The organism is Algoriphagus marincola DSM 16067, from assembly GCF_000429405.1.
In the GTDB taxonomy this organism is placed as follows: domain Bacteria; phylum Bacteroidota; class Bacteroidia; order Cytophagales; family Cyclobacteriaceae; genus Algoriphagus; species Algoriphagus marincola.
Map to the genome: position 1 here is coordinate 451,315 of NZ_AUBU01000003.1, position 16,981 is coordinate 468,295.

The 16,981-nt window shown below is 41.4% G+C and carries 13 protein-coding genes; 9 read left to right on the forward strand and 4 right to left on the reverse strand.

The window, feature by feature from the left end; genetic code table 11:
- The first annotated feature begins 175 nt into the window (after positions 1-175).
- The 3 genes from G457_RS0107750 to G457_RS0107760 all read left to right on the forward strand — a co-directional run bounded on the left by G457_RS0107750 (position 176) and on the right by G457_RS0107760 (position 3,555).
- Positions 176-1,063, forward strand: a complete 888-nt coding sequence (locus tag G457_RS0107750) for a dienelactone hydrolase family protein (protein WP_026945963.1) — start codon at positions 176-178, stop codon at positions 1,061-1,063.
- Between the two features lie 59 nt (positions 1,064-1,122).
- Positions 1,123-1,887, forward strand: a complete 765-nt coding sequence (locus tag G457_RS0107755; protein WP_026945964.1) for an NYN domain-containing protein — start codon at positions 1,123-1,125, stop codon at positions 1,885-1,887.
- Positions 1,888-2,019: 132 nt separating this feature from the next.
- Positions 2,020-3,555: a thiol-activated cytolysin family protein gene (locus G457_RS0107760; protein WP_026945965.1), complete on the forward strand. Its 1,536-nt coding sequence runs from the start codon at positions 2,020-2,022 to the stop codon at positions 3,553-3,555.
- Positions 3,556-3,580: 25 nt separating this feature from the next.
- Here G457_RS0107760 and G457_RS0107765 read toward each other — a convergent pair whose 3' ends face one another.
- From G457_RS0107765 to G457_RS0107780, 4 genes are all read right to left on the reverse strand, one after another.
- Positions 3,581-6,181 carry a serine/threonine-protein kinase gene (locus G457_RS0107765; RefSeq protein ID WP_026945966.1) on the reverse strand — a complete coding sequence of 867 codons (2,601 nt, stop codon included), beginning with the start codon at positions 6,179-6,181 and terminating at the stop codon, positions 3,581-3,583.
- 98 nt (positions 6,182-6,279) lie between these two features.
- Positions 6,280-6,822: an ECF-type sigma factor gene (locus G457_RS21195; protein WP_035483404.1), complete on the reverse strand. Its 543-nt coding sequence runs from the start codon at positions 6,820-6,822 to the stop codon at positions 6,280-6,282.
- A gap of 190 nt (positions 6,823-7,012) precedes the next feature.
- Complete coding sequence (lysS, locus tag G457_RS0107775) at positions 7,013-8,719, reverse strand: lysine--tRNA ligase (protein ID WP_026945967.1); 1,707 nt, start codon at positions 8,717-8,719, stop codon at positions 7,013-7,015.
- A gap of 65 nt (positions 8,720-8,784) precedes the next feature.
- Complete coding sequence (locus G457_RS0107780; protein WP_026945968.1) at positions 8,785-9,960, reverse strand: proline dehydrogenase family protein; 1,176 nt, start codon at positions 9,958-9,960, stop codon at positions 8,785-8,787.
- Positions 9,961-10,115: 155 nt separating this feature from the next.
- On the opposite strand from G457_RS0107780, the gene G457_RS0107785 reads away from it, so the two are divergent.
- The 6 genes from G457_RS0107785 to G457_RS0107810 all read left to right on the forward strand — a co-directional run bounded on the left by G457_RS0107785 (position 10,116) and on the right by G457_RS0107810 (position 16,978).
- A complete protein-coding gene (locus tag G457_RS0107785; RefSeq protein ID WP_248602833.1) occupies positions 10,116-11,183 on the forward strand; it encodes a bifunctional 3-deoxy-7-phosphoheptulonate synthase/chorismate mutase type II in 1,068 nt (355 codons plus the stop codon).
- A gap of 385 nt (positions 11,184-11,568) precedes the next feature.
- Entirely contained in the window at positions 11,569-12,669 is a 1,101-nt protein-coding gene (locus G457_RS0107790; protein ID WP_026945970.1) for a chorismate mutase, read from the forward strand.
- Positions 12,670-12,746: 77 nt separating this feature from the next.
- The gene (gene aroB / locus G457_RS0107795; RefSeq protein ID WP_051260752.1) at positions 12,747-13,781 is read left to right on the forward strand and encodes a 3-dehydroquinate synthase; all 1,035 of its coding nucleotides are present in this window, start codon (positions 12,747-12,749) and stop codon (positions 13,779-13,781) included.
- A 13-nt stretch (positions 13,782-13,794) separates the two neighbouring features.
- On the forward strand, positions 13,795-15,018 hold the full coding sequence (locus G457_RS0107800) for a 3-phosphoshikimate 1-carboxyvinyltransferase (RefSeq protein WP_026945972.1): 1,224 nt from the start codon (positions 13,795-13,797) through the stop codon (positions 15,016-15,018).
- On the forward strand, positions 15,015-15,839 hold the full coding sequence (locus tag G457_RS0107805) for a prephenate dehydratase (RefSeq protein WP_026945973.1): 825 nt from the start codon (positions 15,015-15,017) through the stop codon (positions 15,837-15,839). Before G457_RS0107800 ends, G457_RS0107805 begins: the two co-directional genes overlap by 4 nt.
- Positions 15,836-16,978: a pyridoxal phosphate-dependent aminotransferase gene (locus G457_RS0107810; RefSeq protein ID WP_026945974.1), complete on the forward strand. Its 1,143-nt coding sequence runs from the start codon at positions 15,836-15,838 to the stop codon at positions 16,976-16,978. The genes G457_RS0107805 and G457_RS0107810 overlap by 4 nt, the downstream gene beginning before the upstream one ends.
- Positions 16,979-16,981 lie beyond the last annotated feature (3 nt).

Below are 16,981 nucleotides of genomic sequence, written 5' to 3' on the forward strand. Positions count from 1 at the left end.
AAAGAACCTATGCTTCAGAATAGAATTTATCCGTCGATAGAATTTCCCTTAATTAATTCAAAGATTTAAGCTATTTTCTCAAAAAATGAAATTGAACCAAGGAATTAATCTTTCTACAGGGTGATGATTTAAAAACTTAAGGAATTTTATTAGCTACAAATAACCACTATATCCAATGAAAAAACTCAACAAAGAAGATATTCCACAGGAAGTCTATGACCTCTATGACTACTATGCTCATAACCAGCTAGACAGGAGGACATTCATGGAAAAATTATCGGCCTATGCTGTAGGCGGAATCACGCTGACCACACTCATGAGTACCATGATGCCTGATTATATGACTACTGCTACGGTGGAGCCTTCTGATGAGCGAATGCAAAGCTCAGACTATATTTTTTATAACTCGCCAAAAGGCGGAGGTGAAATTCGAGGTTTGCTGTCTAAGCCTGTGGGAAGCGGTAAATTTCCCGGTATCGTAGTAGTTCATGAAAATAGAGGGCTCAATCCTTACATTGAAGATGTGGGACGTCGATGTGCAGTAGCAGGTTTTATTTCGATTGCTCCCGATGCGCTTTGGCCTTTGGGTGGATATCCTGGGAATGATGACGAAGGTAGAACCATGCAGCGGGAAAGATCTCGTGATGAGATGCTTGAGGATTTTATCGCGGCATTCGAGTATTTGAAAAACCATCCGGATTGCGATGGCAATGTAGGTGTGGTGGGCTTTTGTTTTGGTGGCTGGATATCGAATATGATGGCGGTGAGGCTTCCAGACCTCAAAGCAGCCGTTCCCTTCTATGGAGGACAACCTTCTGCGGAAGAAGCAGCTCAAATCAAAGCACCTTTGATGATTCAGTATGCAAGCCTTGATGAGCGGGTCAATGCTGGCTGGCCAGCCTATGAAGAAGCGCTAAAGGCGAATGGGGTAGATTATGTGATGCATATGTATGATGGCGTCAACCATGGCTTTCACAATAATACCACTCCTCGCTATGATGAAAAAGCTGCAAATCTAGCTTGGGAGCGTACAATTGCCTTTTTCAAAGAAAATCTTAAATAAACTCTCAGAATGAAAGGGGCGATTGAGCCCCTTCTTTATTAAATCAGTAACGTAATCTTATGCAAGAAAAAAAATTCAATTTGGCTGTCTTGATTGATGGGGATAATGCATCTGCCAGGCTAGTCAAGGAAATCTTGGATGAAGTATCAAAATATGGAAAAGCGACCATTCGAAGGATATACGGAGATTGGACCACTCCTCATATGAACGGATGGAAAGAGGTGATCAATCAATACTCCTTCAATCCAATTCAAAAGTTTGCCTATACCACTGGCAAGAATTCCACGGACAGTTCTTTGATCATTGATGCCATGGATATTCTTCACGGCAATTCCGTGGACGGATTCTGTATCGTATCCTCCGACTCAGATTATACTGGCTTGGCGAAGCGGATTCGGGAGGAAGGAATGTTTGTGATGGGAATAGGTCGACGGATCACTCCATTGGCTTTTGTTCAGTCCTGTGAGATTTTCACCTTTGCCGAAAACTTAGGGGAAGAAGATGAGGCTGAGGAAATTAAGGATGATAAGAAAGCCGATAGACCAAATGTCGTCAAATCATCAACTCCTAAAAAATCAAAACGCCCCTACCCCAAACTGGATTTACGTTTGATTGACCGTGCATTCGATATTTCCGCCAGCGATGAAGAGGAGGAAATTCATATTGCTAAAATCGGAGCCTCCCTTCGTAAAATAGACCCCAGTTTTGACCCAAGAACCTTTGGTTTTCGAAACCTGACAGAGCTTTTCAAGAGCCTGAATAAGTACACCGTTGTCAGAAATGAGGTCAATGGCTTGAACTATCCACTCGTAAAGTTGAAATAATTTAAAAGAAAATAATGCGTTTGTAGCCGTTTAAAGCACTTTTTCAAAAAAAGTCAATTTTTCTTCGAAATCCCGTTACCACTTTCCTACGCTTTTGTCGCCTATAGATATACAACCAAAAATCTATACGCCATGAAAGCATTATTTCAAAACAAATTGAAGGTGATTTTGGCCTTCGCGCTTACCTTAAGTTTTACTTCCTGTGATTTAGGAGGCGGTGAAGACCCTATTCTTATATCTCCTGACGCAGAATCAATTACCGATTACTTGAGGAATATGTCCTCTGATAATAGTAGTCTCTTAAACGTTCAGAATATTTCAGGTGGCTCTCAGCGAACAGAAACAAGCAATAAGGTAAATGGAAGTCCCATTGACGGAGGCACTCTCGAATGCCGAACGATCCAATATGATCTCAAAAACAATTTCGAAGACATCGCCATTCTTAGGCCGACAAACGGGATCATCTTCCCCGGAGCCTTAGTTATCGCAGATGAAGCTACACTGGGCGGTTTGCCTACACCCGCTGCAGTTGACCGTGCTCCCATGACTTTAAGGATTGACCTTCCTGGAATGGGGGAAAATGGGTCCCTAAATGTCGAAAGTCCTTCTAACTCTGATGTTCAGACAAAAATTGATGAGGCACTTGAATGGTGGAATGCGAATGCCTATCAGGAAGGATATGTGAACGCCGCCAATTCAAGCTATATCGCGCGCACTTCTTACAGCAGCCGGCAAGTAAGTATGGATATCGGCCTCAATGTGGAATGGGCCCGAGGTGATGTGGAAACCCAATTCAATTTTGAGTCTACTACCACCGAACGGGTAGCAATGATGTCATTTAAGCAGGTTTTTTATTCAGTGACCATGGATCCGCCGACCAATCCCGGACAGGTTTTTGGACCCGATGCCAGCTTGACGGAGATCGAACAAAAATTCGGTCCAAACTCTCCCCCAGCATATGTTCAGGCGGTCAATTATGGCCGGATCATTATGTTTAGAATGACAACAACTGAATCAGCTACAGATGCAGAGTTGGAAGGTGCGATGAACTATGCCACTGGATTAACCAATGTATCAGGTACTATTGAAGCGAAATACAAGTCAATTCTCAACAAGTCCAGCATTACTGTGGTGACCATAGGAGGAAATGCTTCGGTAGCTTCTGAGGCTGTCAATGCCAAAAATTTTGCGGATCTGAATTACATCATCACAGGAGATAATGCAGTCTATTCACGAAACAATCCAGGGGTACCTATCTCCTACAAGTTGCACTACTTAAGTGACAATACAACAGCCAAATTAGGATATACCACCGAATATCAAGTGAAAACCTGCCAGGAGAAAAAGCATCCTGCTAAAGAAGTGACTTTGAACAATAAAAATGGATTCCTTGGAGTAGATGTCCGCTTCACTATCACCTATAAGACCAAGGAAAATGGAATCACATACAACAGGACCATCTCCAGTGGTGATATCAAAACCAATACAAAAACAGCAAAAACAATCCCAGCTGGTGCATTCGGAATCCGTCTGACTGTCGAGTATCAGGATGGATTTAAGTGGAAGTTTTTGGCAGACAATACTTACAGTAAACCGACTCAGGTATGTCTGGAGACAACTCAGAACGCTGTTAGAACTAAAATCTTCATCAACCAGGTCAGCTGTTAAATCAAATTTGGCCAGAGAATGTATTCTATTCTCTGGCCGTTATAAGTTGCTCATAGTAAGTTGCCTTTTCCTGATTACCGATTTGAAGATAAGCCTGTGCTAATTGACTATTTACTTTTGAAATTTCTTCGGAATTGGAATCAGAATCCGCCTGAAAAATCTTCAGAGCATCTTCAAGAAAATCTATGGCGGTAGAAAAATCTCCCATCGCTAGCAAGCACCCACCAAAAGCTTGTTGGCTTTGGGCGATTTGAATATGGTTCTCTGGTAATAGATCTTGCCTGATTTTTAAACTTTCCTGAAAATAAATTTTTGCATCCTGATATCGCAATTCATCCATTGCTATTTTGCCAAGGTTCATTCTTGGACTAGCTTTTCTAGGATCTCTTTCAGATAAAAGTTCATCAAAAACTTGAAGGCTCACTTCATAAACCTCTCGGGCATTTTTCAAATCTCCAGAAGCATAATAGGCATTTCCCAAACTGCCTTTAAGCGCACCATAATAATAATGAGAGGTCCCAAAAATAGAATCTATAACAGAAATTGCAGATTGATAATAAGGAACCGCTTCTCTCGGCTGACCAAGGCCAATTAAAGTCCTTCCCATATTTCCCAAACTAGCTACTGTCTCTACATGATAATCGCCGAGAATAGCCTGTCTCTGTTCGAGTGATTTTTTCACATATTCAAGAGCCTGCTCATAGTCCCCTAAATCTTGGTAAAAGCTCCCAAAATAATTATAGGCATAGGCTATTTCCAGATGAGGCTCATCAAAAAGCTTCCTTTTCATCTCCAAAGACTCGTTCAGGTATTTTCGAGCAGAGTCCAATCGGTCTAATTTTCTGGCTGTTGCTCCCTTCATGTGTAGCAAAGTGGCTAATTCAATATCGGGTGAAATATTCTCCTGCATGGATAATTGAAGTCCAATACTTAAAGCTGAATCAGCCTGTGAGTAATTTGCCATGTCATAATAGGCAGTACCCAACTCCAGAAAAGCGGCAGACAAAACATCTCCATCATTAATCCCCGCATCAGAAAGTCTCCTAATGGCCTTTTCTGAAAAGTACTGAGATGAATCAAGTACTCCGTACATAAAAAATGTACTCGAAATCAAAAGCTCATTTCTTGCAAGCGTTTCGGGCGAAACATCGGGAAGGCTCAGATTTATTTTATAGGCCTGATCGATTGATTGCTTTGCCTTTTCATATTGTCCAAGGCTTATATAAACGGGGCCTAATCGCATCAGCATATCTGCATAAAGCTCTGGGTCATCGCCCAAGTTTTTTTCCAGATTTATCAACCCTTGATCTAAAAGCTGCACTGCTGTAATGGTATCTGCTCCTCCTATATTAGGATCTGCAGCCGAAAATACATCAGTAATCAAATTGGTAATCTGATTAGCTCGCTTGGCCTCTGCCAAAGCTATATTTCGCTGTTCCCTTAATTGAAAGGTATAAAACACACCAAGCGCCACTAACAATAATACTGCGGTGTTTACTACTACTAGAATGGTACGATTTCTTCGGATGTATTTTTTAGCGCGATAGGACCAATCCTCCCGATGTGCAAGAATAGGATAGGTTTGCTCAAAATTTTCCAAATCCCGAACAAGCTCATCGACAGAAGCATAGCGATCATCCGGATACTTTTCAAGCGACTTCTTGCAAATCAATGACAGATCATCTGCAAAGGCAACCGACCCAAATTCTTTTAATAGTTTAAAGTTGGCTCCATTTCCTTCAAGCACTGCTTTCTTCAATGCAGTGGGGTCTTCGAAATACTGTTTGAAAGGATGATAGCCACAAAGCAACTCAAACAAGACAACACCCAATGAATAAATATCCGAAACCGTATTTGGGTGATTTCTTTCAATCTGCTCTGGAGAGGCATAGGCTAAGGTAAAGCTCCCCTCCTGCTCATTTCCTTCTTCCATCATTTGAGATACGCCAAAATCAAGCAACTTCACCTGGCCGTCCCCATTCACAATTATATTTTGTGGCTTGATATCAAGATGGGCAATCATCGATTGATGGGCATACTGTAATGCATGGCAGACTTGCTTGAAAAGTTTCAGGCGCTCCATAAGCCCAAGGTTATTTATACTGCAATAATCTAGAAGATTATTACCTGCAACCCACTCCATGGTAAAAAATGGTCTCTCGTCTTCGGTAAAACCTCCATCATATAATCTGCCAATATTGGGATGATTGAGCTTTGCAAGAATTTGTCTTTCCCGATCAAAAAAACTACGATAGGCAGGATTGATCATCAATGGTTTCATCAATTTGATTGCCACCACCTGATCAAACTGACCATCCACCCGAATACCTTTAAACACGGTCCCCATCGCCCCTTGACCTACCAGCTCCTTGAGTTGAAATGGACCTATTGATTCATTAATAAGCTCATGATCATTATCCAAAATAGAAAAGACACTACCTGTACCTGCCTTGAAAATAGGATGGGAATCTAAATCAGCTTCAAGCAAATCGGTAAGCTGATCATAAAGAGCAGGATTCTTTTCAGCAATTTCTTGGAGTCGAGCTTTCCTATCAGTTTCGGACAGCTCAGTTAATTCATGAAAAAGTCCTGAAACCTCTTCCCACTTTCCATCTCCTCTCTTCATTTTATTTACTTTTTAAAAAATTCATTTGATAAATAGGTATAGGTTTTAAAAGGGAGTTTTATACAGAATCTAAGTTCATCCTCCTGGTCGCAACCGATTCAGTTTTTCAACTCCTTACTAAGCCAAGCTTTTGCAAGGCGCCAATCTCTTCTCACTGTATCAATCGATACTCCCATCATCTCAGCAATTTCTTCGTGTTTGTAGCCACCGAAAAAATGGAACTCTACTACCCTGCAATGCCGATTATTCAAGGCTTTAAGTCTATTCAAAGCATCATTTAGCTGCAAAACTTCCTCTGGGGAGGTCATGACAGCCTGATTAGCAGAGCCGTAAGTAAGCTGTATCTGATCTCCACCCCGCTTCTGTCGCTTTTTTTGCCTAGCATAATCTACCAGAAACCTCCTCATTACGATGGCAGCTATCGCCAGAAAATGGTTTTTATCGGCGTAGCCTTTCTGACTACCGTCCATTTTGAGATAAGCTTCATGAACCAAGGCTGCTGTATCCAAGGTGCTAGACTGAAACTCAGATCGGAGTTTTTGCCTTGCCATCTTCGATAATTCATCATAACATCTCAGGAATTGGGAACGAATGGCCGAAAAATTTCCAGGTCCCATTCCTGTCATCATCACTTCACGCATATTCAAAAGTTTTTTTGCTTAGGAAAAATAATATGCAAGCGTGTAAAAGCCTAAAAATCAATAAATTATTTTAAAAAAAATTATACTATTCTTGGATCTGCTTAATTATTCAAAAAGTATTGCTGAAAAAATAAAGGTGAAAGATTATTATTTATCTTTCACCTTAAAGATTGTTTGAAATAAATAGGGTTTAATCCACTACTTCGACAGTCAGGGTTTCACCTTCTTTGGTCACTTTGACGACACCTTTTTTGGTGAGCCCTTTCATAGAGACATCCCACTTTTTATTGCTAAGACCAGCTTCTTCTTTGACATCCAAAAGGTTTGCCGGGCTACTTTTACTGATCAATTCGAATACAATTTTCTCCTCCTCGGACAATGCAACTGCTTTCTTTTCAGGTCTCATTTGAGGGAAGAAAAGCACTTCCTGAATGGTGAAATTATTCGTGAGTAGCATGGTCAAACGGTCAATTCCTATTCCCAAACCAGAAGTAGGTGGCATCCCATATTCCAATGCTCTCAAGAAATCCTCATCCATCGCCATAGCCTCATCATCTCCACGAGCTGCCAACTTCAGCTGGTCTTCGAAACGCTCTCGCTGATCAATTGGATCATTCAGCTCTGTGTAGGCATTAGCTATTTCTTTTCCATTTACAAAAAGCTCAAAACGCTCCACTAATCCTTCCTCGGTGCGGTGCTTCTTGGCCAAAGGTGTCATCTCGATCGGGTAATCTGTGATGTAGGTAGGTTGGATCAAATGCGCTTCCACTTTTGCTCCGAAGATTTCATCGATCAATTTTCCCTTACCCATGGAGTCATCCACCTCTATGGCCAATTTTTTACAGACTTCACGAAGTTCTTGCTCATCCATTTGACTGACATCAATACCTGCATATTCCTTGATAGAATCATACATGGTCAGGCGTCGATAGGGTCCTGCAAAATCAATAATATGCTCTCCTACCTTTACTTTCGTACTCTCGTGTATGGTCTCCGTGACTTTTTCGATCAGTTCTTCGACCATCTCCATCATCCAGATGTAATCCTTGTAAGCCACATAGATTTCCATGGAAGTGAATTCAGGATTATGAGTTCGGTCCATTCCTTCATTTCGGAACATTTTCCCAAATTCATAGACCCCATCAAAACCTCCTACGATCAATCGTTTCAGGTATAATTCATTGGCTATGCGCAAAAACAGAGGCATGTCCAAGGTATTGTGATGAGTTTGGAAAGGACGTGCTGCCGCTCCACCGTGAACAGCCTGAAGAATAGGCGTCTCCACCTCTAACCAACCATGATCATCAAAGTATCGACGCATGGTAGAAATGATCTTGGATCGCGTGACAAAAGTTTTCTTAACCTCAGGATTGACGGTAAGATCCACATAGCGCTGTCTGTAGCGAAGTTCAGGGTCAGTAAATCCATCATAGATATTACCCTCTTCATCTCTTTTTACCACTGGAAGTGGCTTAACTGCTTTAGAAAGTACCTTAAGCTCAGTTACATGTAGAGAAATCTCCCCTGTCTGCGTGGTAAAAATATATCCTTTGACTCCGATGAAATCTCCGATTCCCAGTAGCTTTTTAAAAACTGAATTGTAAAGCGTCTTATCATCCTCCGGACAAATATCATCCCGTCTTACATAGATCTGTAGACGGCCAGTCGAATCTTGAATCTCAGCAAAAGATGCCGATCCCATAATTCGTCTTGACATCAAGCGTCCAGCAATGGAAATACTCTTATAGTCGTTTTTTCGATTTTCGTAATTTTGATGAATATCTTCTGCGGTCACATTGATTGGAAAAGCCTCCGCTGGGTAGGGATTCAATCCCAATTTCATTAGCTCTTCCCTGTCTCTACGACGCTCTATTTCCTGTTCGCTCAATACTTGCATTTTATCAATCTATAGTTCGGTTACTACTCACTATTTACTTCTTACGACTTACTACTTTTACGCTATCAATCGCCCTTCCTACGCTTCATTTCACGCTTCACCAATTCAAACTCCCTACTGCTCTGTCCCGCAATGGAAGTATTCTCAGCAGCACGGCGAGTGAGGTAAGGCATGACTTTCTCCACAGGTCCATAAGGAACATATTTCACTACATTATATCCTGCCTTGGCCAGGTTAAATGAAATATTATCACTCATCCCGTACAATTGAGAAAAAAACACTCTGCTATCCTGAGGATCTAAGCCAAACTCATCCATAAGCTCGGTTAGCTCCAGGTTACTTTTCTCATTATGAGAGGCACAGACTAAATAAATTCCGTTTTCTACACAGAATCTAATTGCTGCATCATAGTCCCTGTCAGTTGCAGCTTTATTTGGCTGGATTGGATCGGGGTAGCCCATATCTTCGGCTCGCTCCCGCTCTTTTTCCATGTAGGCACCTCTTACAGGTTTGGCTCCGAATAGGTAACCTTTCTCCTGAGCTACTTGATGCGCCTTCATCAGCCTTGCCAAGGAATCATGTCGATACATCTGATAGGTATTGTAAACCACACAGCGCTCCTTGTTATATTTTTCCATGGCTTCATAAGCCAAATCATCAATTACATCCTGAAACCAAGACTCTTCTGCATCCACCATGACCCGAATACCCAAGTCATGAGCAGCTTTGCAAAGACGGTCCACTCTTTCTTTTACTCGATCGAATGCTTTTTCTTCAGCTTGAGTCAGTTTCTGACCGGCCTGGATTTTTTCCATGATGTGAAAATCCCCCAAGCCTGTTGTTTTGAAAACCCCAAACGGCATGTAATCCGTCTCTGCGGATTTTAGCATGGTTTGGTAAATTTCCTCCGTCGTCTTTTCAAAACTTTCCTCATCTCCCTTCCCTTCCACCGATAGATCCAAAATTGCCTGAACTCCATAATCAGCTAGTTTTTGACAAGCCAATATGGTTTCGTCGATGGTCTCTCCACCGCAGAAATGTCCAAACATGGTCTTTTTCATGATGCCTTTGATCGGCAACTTCAGCTTGAAGGCCAAGTTTGCCAAGCCAACCCCCAAATCTGAAATCAGATTATTATTCAGGGTAGCAAAAATCAAATACATTTTTCGAAGCTCGGCATCAGTCTTGGATGCAAAGGCAACTTCTAGATTCTCAAAAGAAATTTTGGGTTTCACTGCCATACAGCGCAAATTAAGTCGCAAAGATATCAAAAAAACAGCTTTGACTTCCTTTTTGTTAGGAAATATGAGAAGAGTCTTGGCAGCAAAAAATTATAGAAATTGCAGGCTGAATTGAGACCAAAAAAGAGATTTAGGAATTATTGATCCATTTGATTTTGAAAAAACTCTTTAATAAAAGAAACCATAAAAATCCGCTCATTATTTCAGGGCCTTGTAGCATCGAATCACCCAATCAACTTGAGGAAACAGTAAGTCAATTGGTAGACCAGGGCATCGAAATCATCCGTGGAGGTGTATGGAAGCCCAGAACCAGACCAGGAAGTTTCGAAGGGCTCGGATCCATTGCATTACCTTGGATCCAGGAAATAAAAAGTAAATATCCTGTCAAATTTACTATTGAGGTCGCCTCAGCTGAACACGTCGAGGAAGCTTTGAAATACGACATTGATATCTTTTGGATAGGTGCAAGGTCCACGGTCAACCCATTTACGGTACAGGAGATTGCGGATAGCCTAAAAGGAACAGGAAAGCCAGTGATGATCAAAAACCCCGTCAATGCAGACCTCAGCCTTTGGATGGGCGCTGTAGAAAGATTCCAAAAAGCGGGTATTACCGACCTAGCAGTGATTCATAGAGGTTTCAGCAATTTTAGGGATACCATTCACCGCAATTCACCGCTTTGGCAGATACCGATTGAGTTTCGCACTCATTTTCCAGAGATCATGATGATCAATGACCCAAGCCATATTTCAGGAAAAAGGGAGTTAGTACCATTAATCGCACAGAAAGCATTGGACTTGAATTTTGATGGCTTGATGATAGAAAGTCATATCGATCCGGATAATGCGTGGTCGGATGCCCAGCAACAACTCACTCCAGCTGCTCTAAAAAAGATGCTTTCTGAGCTTAAAACTAGAAAGGTGAAGTTTGAAGGTCAAAAGATGAAATCCCAACTCGAGGAAATCCGTCAGCAAATTGATCAAGCCGACCATGATTTGCTGGAAGCTTTGCATAGAAGATTCGAATTGGTTGAGAAGATTGGGGAATACAAAAAGCTCAATAATGTAGCAGTCCTTCAGTTGGATCGATGGAAAGAGATTTTCGAATCTAGACCTGATTGGGGCAAACCATTGGGATTGAATAAAGACTTGATTCAGGAAATCTTCGGATTATTACATCAGGAGTCAATTCGAAAACAAACTGAGATCTTGGATTCTGAATAAATGGACTTAAGCATACACTAAAATTTTTCCTGCTTTAAAAAATATTTTTTTCAAAATTTTATTCTAAAAATTTCGATTTAATATATAATTAATTCTAAAACCTATATCAAAATTAGCTCTATTTAAAATATTTAAAAAAATTTGGCCTTCTTTTTATCAATTCAGTAAAATTTTACCAAAAAATTATTTTGCATTTAAAAAGTCTATGAATACATTTACGGCATGTTAATAACAGCAGCGATCTATTTTACTTTCTTTTACTTTTACTTTCGAATGCAAAATCGAATCGGAGCTGTGTATTGTCCAGTCAAAAACTAACAAAATATAAAAACACAAAAGCCCGATTCGAAAGAGTCGGGCTTTTTTCATTTAAACGCTCAGACGTATGAAACCACACAAACAAATCAAAGATTGGGGACTAGGATTGACCACCCCACTGATCATTGCAGGCCCTTGCTCTGCCGAAAGTCCAGAACAAATCGAAAAAATCTGCCTGGAAATGAAAGCAGAGAATGCAGTACCACAACTTTTCAGGGCTGGTATTTGGAAGCCGCGTACGCGTCCAGGTTCTTTTGAAGGAATCGGAGAAGAAGGCCTGAAGTGGATGGAAATCGTGAGACATCACTTGAATATCCCAATTACCGTAGAGGTAGGAAATGCAGCTCATGCAGAACTTGCTCTTAAGCATGGAGTAGATGTGGTTTGGGTTGGTGCCCGGACGACTGTCAATCCTTTTGCTGTTCAGGAAATTGCTGAAGCTCTCAGAGGATCTGATGTGCCAGTGATGGTGAAAAACCCCATGAACCCTGATTTGGACCTTTGGATGGGTGCATTAGAAAGAATGCATGCAGTTGGTTTGGACAAACTAGCAGCAATCCACCGTGGATTTTCAGATGCTTATGACAAAAGATTCAGAAATAAGCCAAACTGGTCCATGCCTATTCACTTGAAGCGAGTTTGGACAGGAATGGAAGTTATCAATGACCCTTCTCATATCGTAGGAAAAAGAGACGGAATCCTAGATATTTCTCAACGAGCTATGAACTTTGGTTTGGATGGACTGATGATAGAGACTCATCACGATCCAGATAATGCCTGGTCTGATGCCAAGCAGCAAGTGACTCCAAAAGCTTTGCGCGAGATACTCAACTCGATTGATTTCAAGGAGCCGCTCGAAAATATGAAGCCAGATGAGCGATTGGAAGATCTTCGCCGTGCAGTTGACCACTTGGATGATCAACTTTTGGATGTACTTCAGGAGCGTTTTGCAGTGATCGATCAGATCGGAGAGCACAAGAGACAGCATCACCTGACGGTATTCCAATCCGGAAGATGGAAGGAAGTCATGGAAAGCCGTACTCAAAAAGGTGTGAAGAAAAACCTCAGTGAGAAATTCATGAAAGAGTTACTTTATTCGATTCATGAAGAATCAGTAAAGCGTCAAGAAAAACAACTCCGGGAAGCAGACGCAGTAAAAAAAGCATAAAAGGAAATTCTGGAAAAAGGAATAGAATAATTATTCCTTTTTCTGCTTTCAGCTAACTTTATACAAAATTCAGGTTTGTGAATCCAGTCCATATTACTCAAAATATAGCTTTTGAATTACGAAGTAGGTTAGCCAATCTTTCTCACTCGTCCATATTTCTCCTAAGTGATGAAAACACTGAAAAAATGTGTTTTCCCGCCATTGCTGAGGTTTTGGGTGATGATTTCTATCACTTCACAGTACCTCAGGGTGAGAAGCATAAAACCCTTGAAACCTGCTCGTTAATCTGGAAGGAGATGACTGCAGCCGGTCTAGACCGAAAAGCCATCATGATCAACTTGGGCGGTGGAGTGATTGGTGATATGGGTGGTTTCTGTGCTAGTATCTACAAAAGAGGCATTCGTTTCATCACTATCCCTACCACCCTACTATCTCAAGTCGACGCAAGCGTAGGTGGTAAGCTTGGGGTGGATTTCCAGGGCTTGAAAAACCACCTCGGGGTGTTCAATGAACCCGAAATGGTCTTGATTGCACCTGAATTTCTTAAAACTCTTCCCGAAAGAGAACTTAGATCAGGCTTCGCTGAAGTCATCAAGCATGGACTGATTCAAGACAAGTCCTATTTTGAAAAGCTTGATTTTGAAAAATGGGAGAAAAATGATTGGAAAGCACTCATTGAGCATTCGATTCAAATCAAAAAATACGTGGTCCACACAGATCCAAAGGAGAGTGGTTTTAGAAAAATCCTAAACTTCGGGCATACCATAGGCCATGCAATGGAAACCTTCTACCTCGATTCGGAAAAGCATTTGCTTCATGGTGAAGCCATTGCAGCAGGAATGATCTGCGAGGCTTGGCTATCCCAACAGAAATGTGGCTTGAATCAGAGCGAACTTGACACTATCGTAAAGACCATTCTACAAGTCTATGGCAAGACAGAAATCCTGGATAATGAGCTAGAATCAATTGTCAATCTCTGTCTGCAGGACAAAAAAAATGAAGGAAAAACCATTCTTTTCTCCCTTCTTGACCAAATAGGTAAGTGCCAATACAATATTCCTGCGAGCCAGAAGGAGATTGCTGAGGCCCTTTCTTTTTATCAATCTCTATAACGAAAATCCCCCAATGGAAATACTCGAACTTGGGCAAAAAGCCCGCTTCGAAGCAAAGGAAATTCCCCTCCCTTCCTCAAAAAGTGAATCAAACAGAGTCTTAATTATTGACGCTTTGACCGAAGGTCAAAATCAAATTCATAATCTCGCAGAAGCTAGGGATACCCAGACTATGATCCGTCTCCTTCAGACCAATCCACCGATTTTCGATGTATTGGATGCAGGTACCACTATGAGATTCTTAACCGCTTTCGCCGCAGCGACCAACCAGAATAAAGTCATGACCGGAACTCCCAGAATGTGTCAGCGACCCATCGGTATTTTGGTTGAGGCTCTGCGAAGCATTGGAGCTGAAATCCATTATATGAATGAAGAGGGCTTTCCACCTCTCGCAATTCATGGCATGAAAGAACAAAGCCAGAATAGGGTAAAAATCCGGGGGGATGTTTCCAGTCAGTATATCTCAGCCATGCTGATGATAGCTCCCACTTTACCTTTGGGTTTGGAAATCGAATTGGAAGGGAAAGTTGGAAGTCGCACCTACATAGAAATGACACTTCAGCTGATGGAGAAATTCGGAGTATCGCACTCTTGGGAAGACAATTTGATTAGTATAAAACCTCAAAAATATCAATCTGGGACCTTTTCAGTGGAAAGCGATTGGTCAGGAGCAAGCTATTGGTTTAGTCTTTTGGCTTGTGCTGATGAAGGCACTTTTTTCCTCAAAGGACTAAAAGAAGATAGCCTACAGGGTGACTCCGAAATCGTAAGGATTATGGAGAATTTTGGCATCAAAAGCACTTTCAAAGAAGGCGGTCTTTTAATTGAAAAACAGCAGGTTAAAGGCATTTCTCATATTGATTTCACTCACTGTCCGGACCTAGCCCAAACGGTAGCGGTTACCTGTGCAATCATTGGTCAGAAGGTGAAATTTACTGGACTCGAAAGTCTTCGAATCAAGGAAACAGATCGCATTTTTGCTTTGCAGCAAGAGCTGGCAAAATTCAATGCTGAACTCAAGGAAGTAGAGCCGGATATTTTTGAAGTGATACCATCGGTCACGATGCCAAGCGAAGTTCAGATTCACACCTATGATGATCACCGAATGGCCATGGCATTCATGCCGCTTTTGACCAAAACCAAGGTCAAAATGGAGGATCCATCCGTGGTCAATAAGTCCTACCCAAGCTTCTGGGATCACTGCGAGTCTTTGGGTATTCAAATACAGAAGTCATGAAGCAAATGATTGCTATCCAGGGAATTCCAGGTTCTTTTCACCACCAAGTGGCGATTCAAGAGTATGGTAGAGAAGCTGAGATTTTAACCTTTTCAACCTTTGAGGAAGTAGCTAAAGCTGTATTCAAAGAAGAAGCTACGGTGGGTGTCATGGCTATTGAAAACTCCATTGCCGGAGCCATTCTGCCAAACTACGACCTCATAGACCGCTATGGACTGAAAATTATTGGAGAATACTACCTCTCAATTTCTCATCAATTCATGGTCCTGCCAGGTCAAAAAATAGAGGATATCCATGAGGTTCGTTCTCATCCCATGGCTTTGCTCCAATGCAAAGCTTTTCTCAACCATTATCCTGAAATCAAACGTATCGATGACATCGATACAGCTACAGTGGCGAAGCGTATTTCAGAGCAAAAGCTAAAAGGAGTAGCAGCCATAGCCAGCGAAATAGCAGCAGAAATCTACAATTTAGAGATTTTGGTGAGTGATATCCAATCGGTCAAGAGCAATTTTACCAGGTTCATTTTTCTTGGAAAAACTGCTCAACCCAAGGATCAAACGCCCAATAAGGCATCCATTAAAATCACCATTCAAAATAAGGCCGGTAGTTTGGCCAGGTTGCTCACGCATTTCAGTAATTTACATTTAGATTTGAGTAAGATTCAATCGATTCCTGTCATCGAAAAGCCTTGGGAATATGCTTTTTTTATTGATTTGGTTTTTGACAATTACCATGACTACCACGAGGCCATGCGGGTAGCGAAAGCAGAATTTGGAGAGTTGAAAATATTGGGTGAATACCATAACCGAAAAGCATGAAGGGATTTGCAAAGCGCACGGAAGAGGCTAAAGAATACTACTTTTCGGCAAAATTACGAGAGGTCAATCAGCTTATAGCTTCGGGAAAACCGATCATTAATTTAGGAATCGGAAGCCCAGATCTTTCTCCACCAAATTCAGTTATTCAAGCTTTACAAAATACAGCCAGTCATGGTAATTCCCACGGATACCAATCGTATCAGGGAATCCCAGAGTTGAGAGTTGCAATGGCTGAATACTATGAAAGGGAATTTGGAGTTTCCCTAAATCCAGATCAACAAATTCTTCCTCTCATGGGGTCCAAAGAAGGCATTATGCATGTCAGCATGGCTTTTCTGAACCCCGGTGATGAAGTATTGATTCCAAATCCTGGGTACCCTACTTATCGATCCGTAACCGAATTACTTGACTGCAAGGCAATCAGCTATCCCCTTCTATCTGATGGCTCTCCGGATTTTGATCTTTTGGAAAAGCAGGACTTAAGCAAAGTGAAGATTCTTTGGGTGAATTATCCGCACATGCCTACAGGACATAGAGGCAGTAAGGCACTCTTTCAGAAACTTGTGGACTTTGCCCAAAAACATGATCTAATTTTGATCAATGACAATCCCTACAGTCATATTCTGAATACGGAACCCATCAGCATCTTTTCGATTGAAGGTGCGGAAGAAGTTGCCTTAGAATTAAATTCACTGAGCAAAACTTTCAATATTCCTGGATGGCGTGTAGGAATGGTACTAGGTCAGGAAAATTGGATCAAAGCAATCACCCGAATCAAGTCCAATATGGATTCGGGGATGTTTTTAGGAATTCAACGCGGGGCTGTTGAGGCATTGAGACTAGGAAAAAATTGGTTTGCAGATATCAATGAGGAATATGAAAAACGAAGAAAATTAGTCTGGGACTTGGCAACGCTTCTCGATTTGGATTTCTCCAAAGATCGTTCAGGTCTTTTCGTTTGGGGAAAATTACCGGTCGACAAATCAGCTCAAGAGCTTGTAGATTGGCTTTTGTATGAAAAAAACATATTCATCACCCCTGGGGAGATTTTCGGAGAAGAAGGTGAAAATCACGTTCGAATTTCCCTTTGCCTACCTGAATTCAAAATATTGGAAGCTATTAAACGATTAAAAAATTAAAGA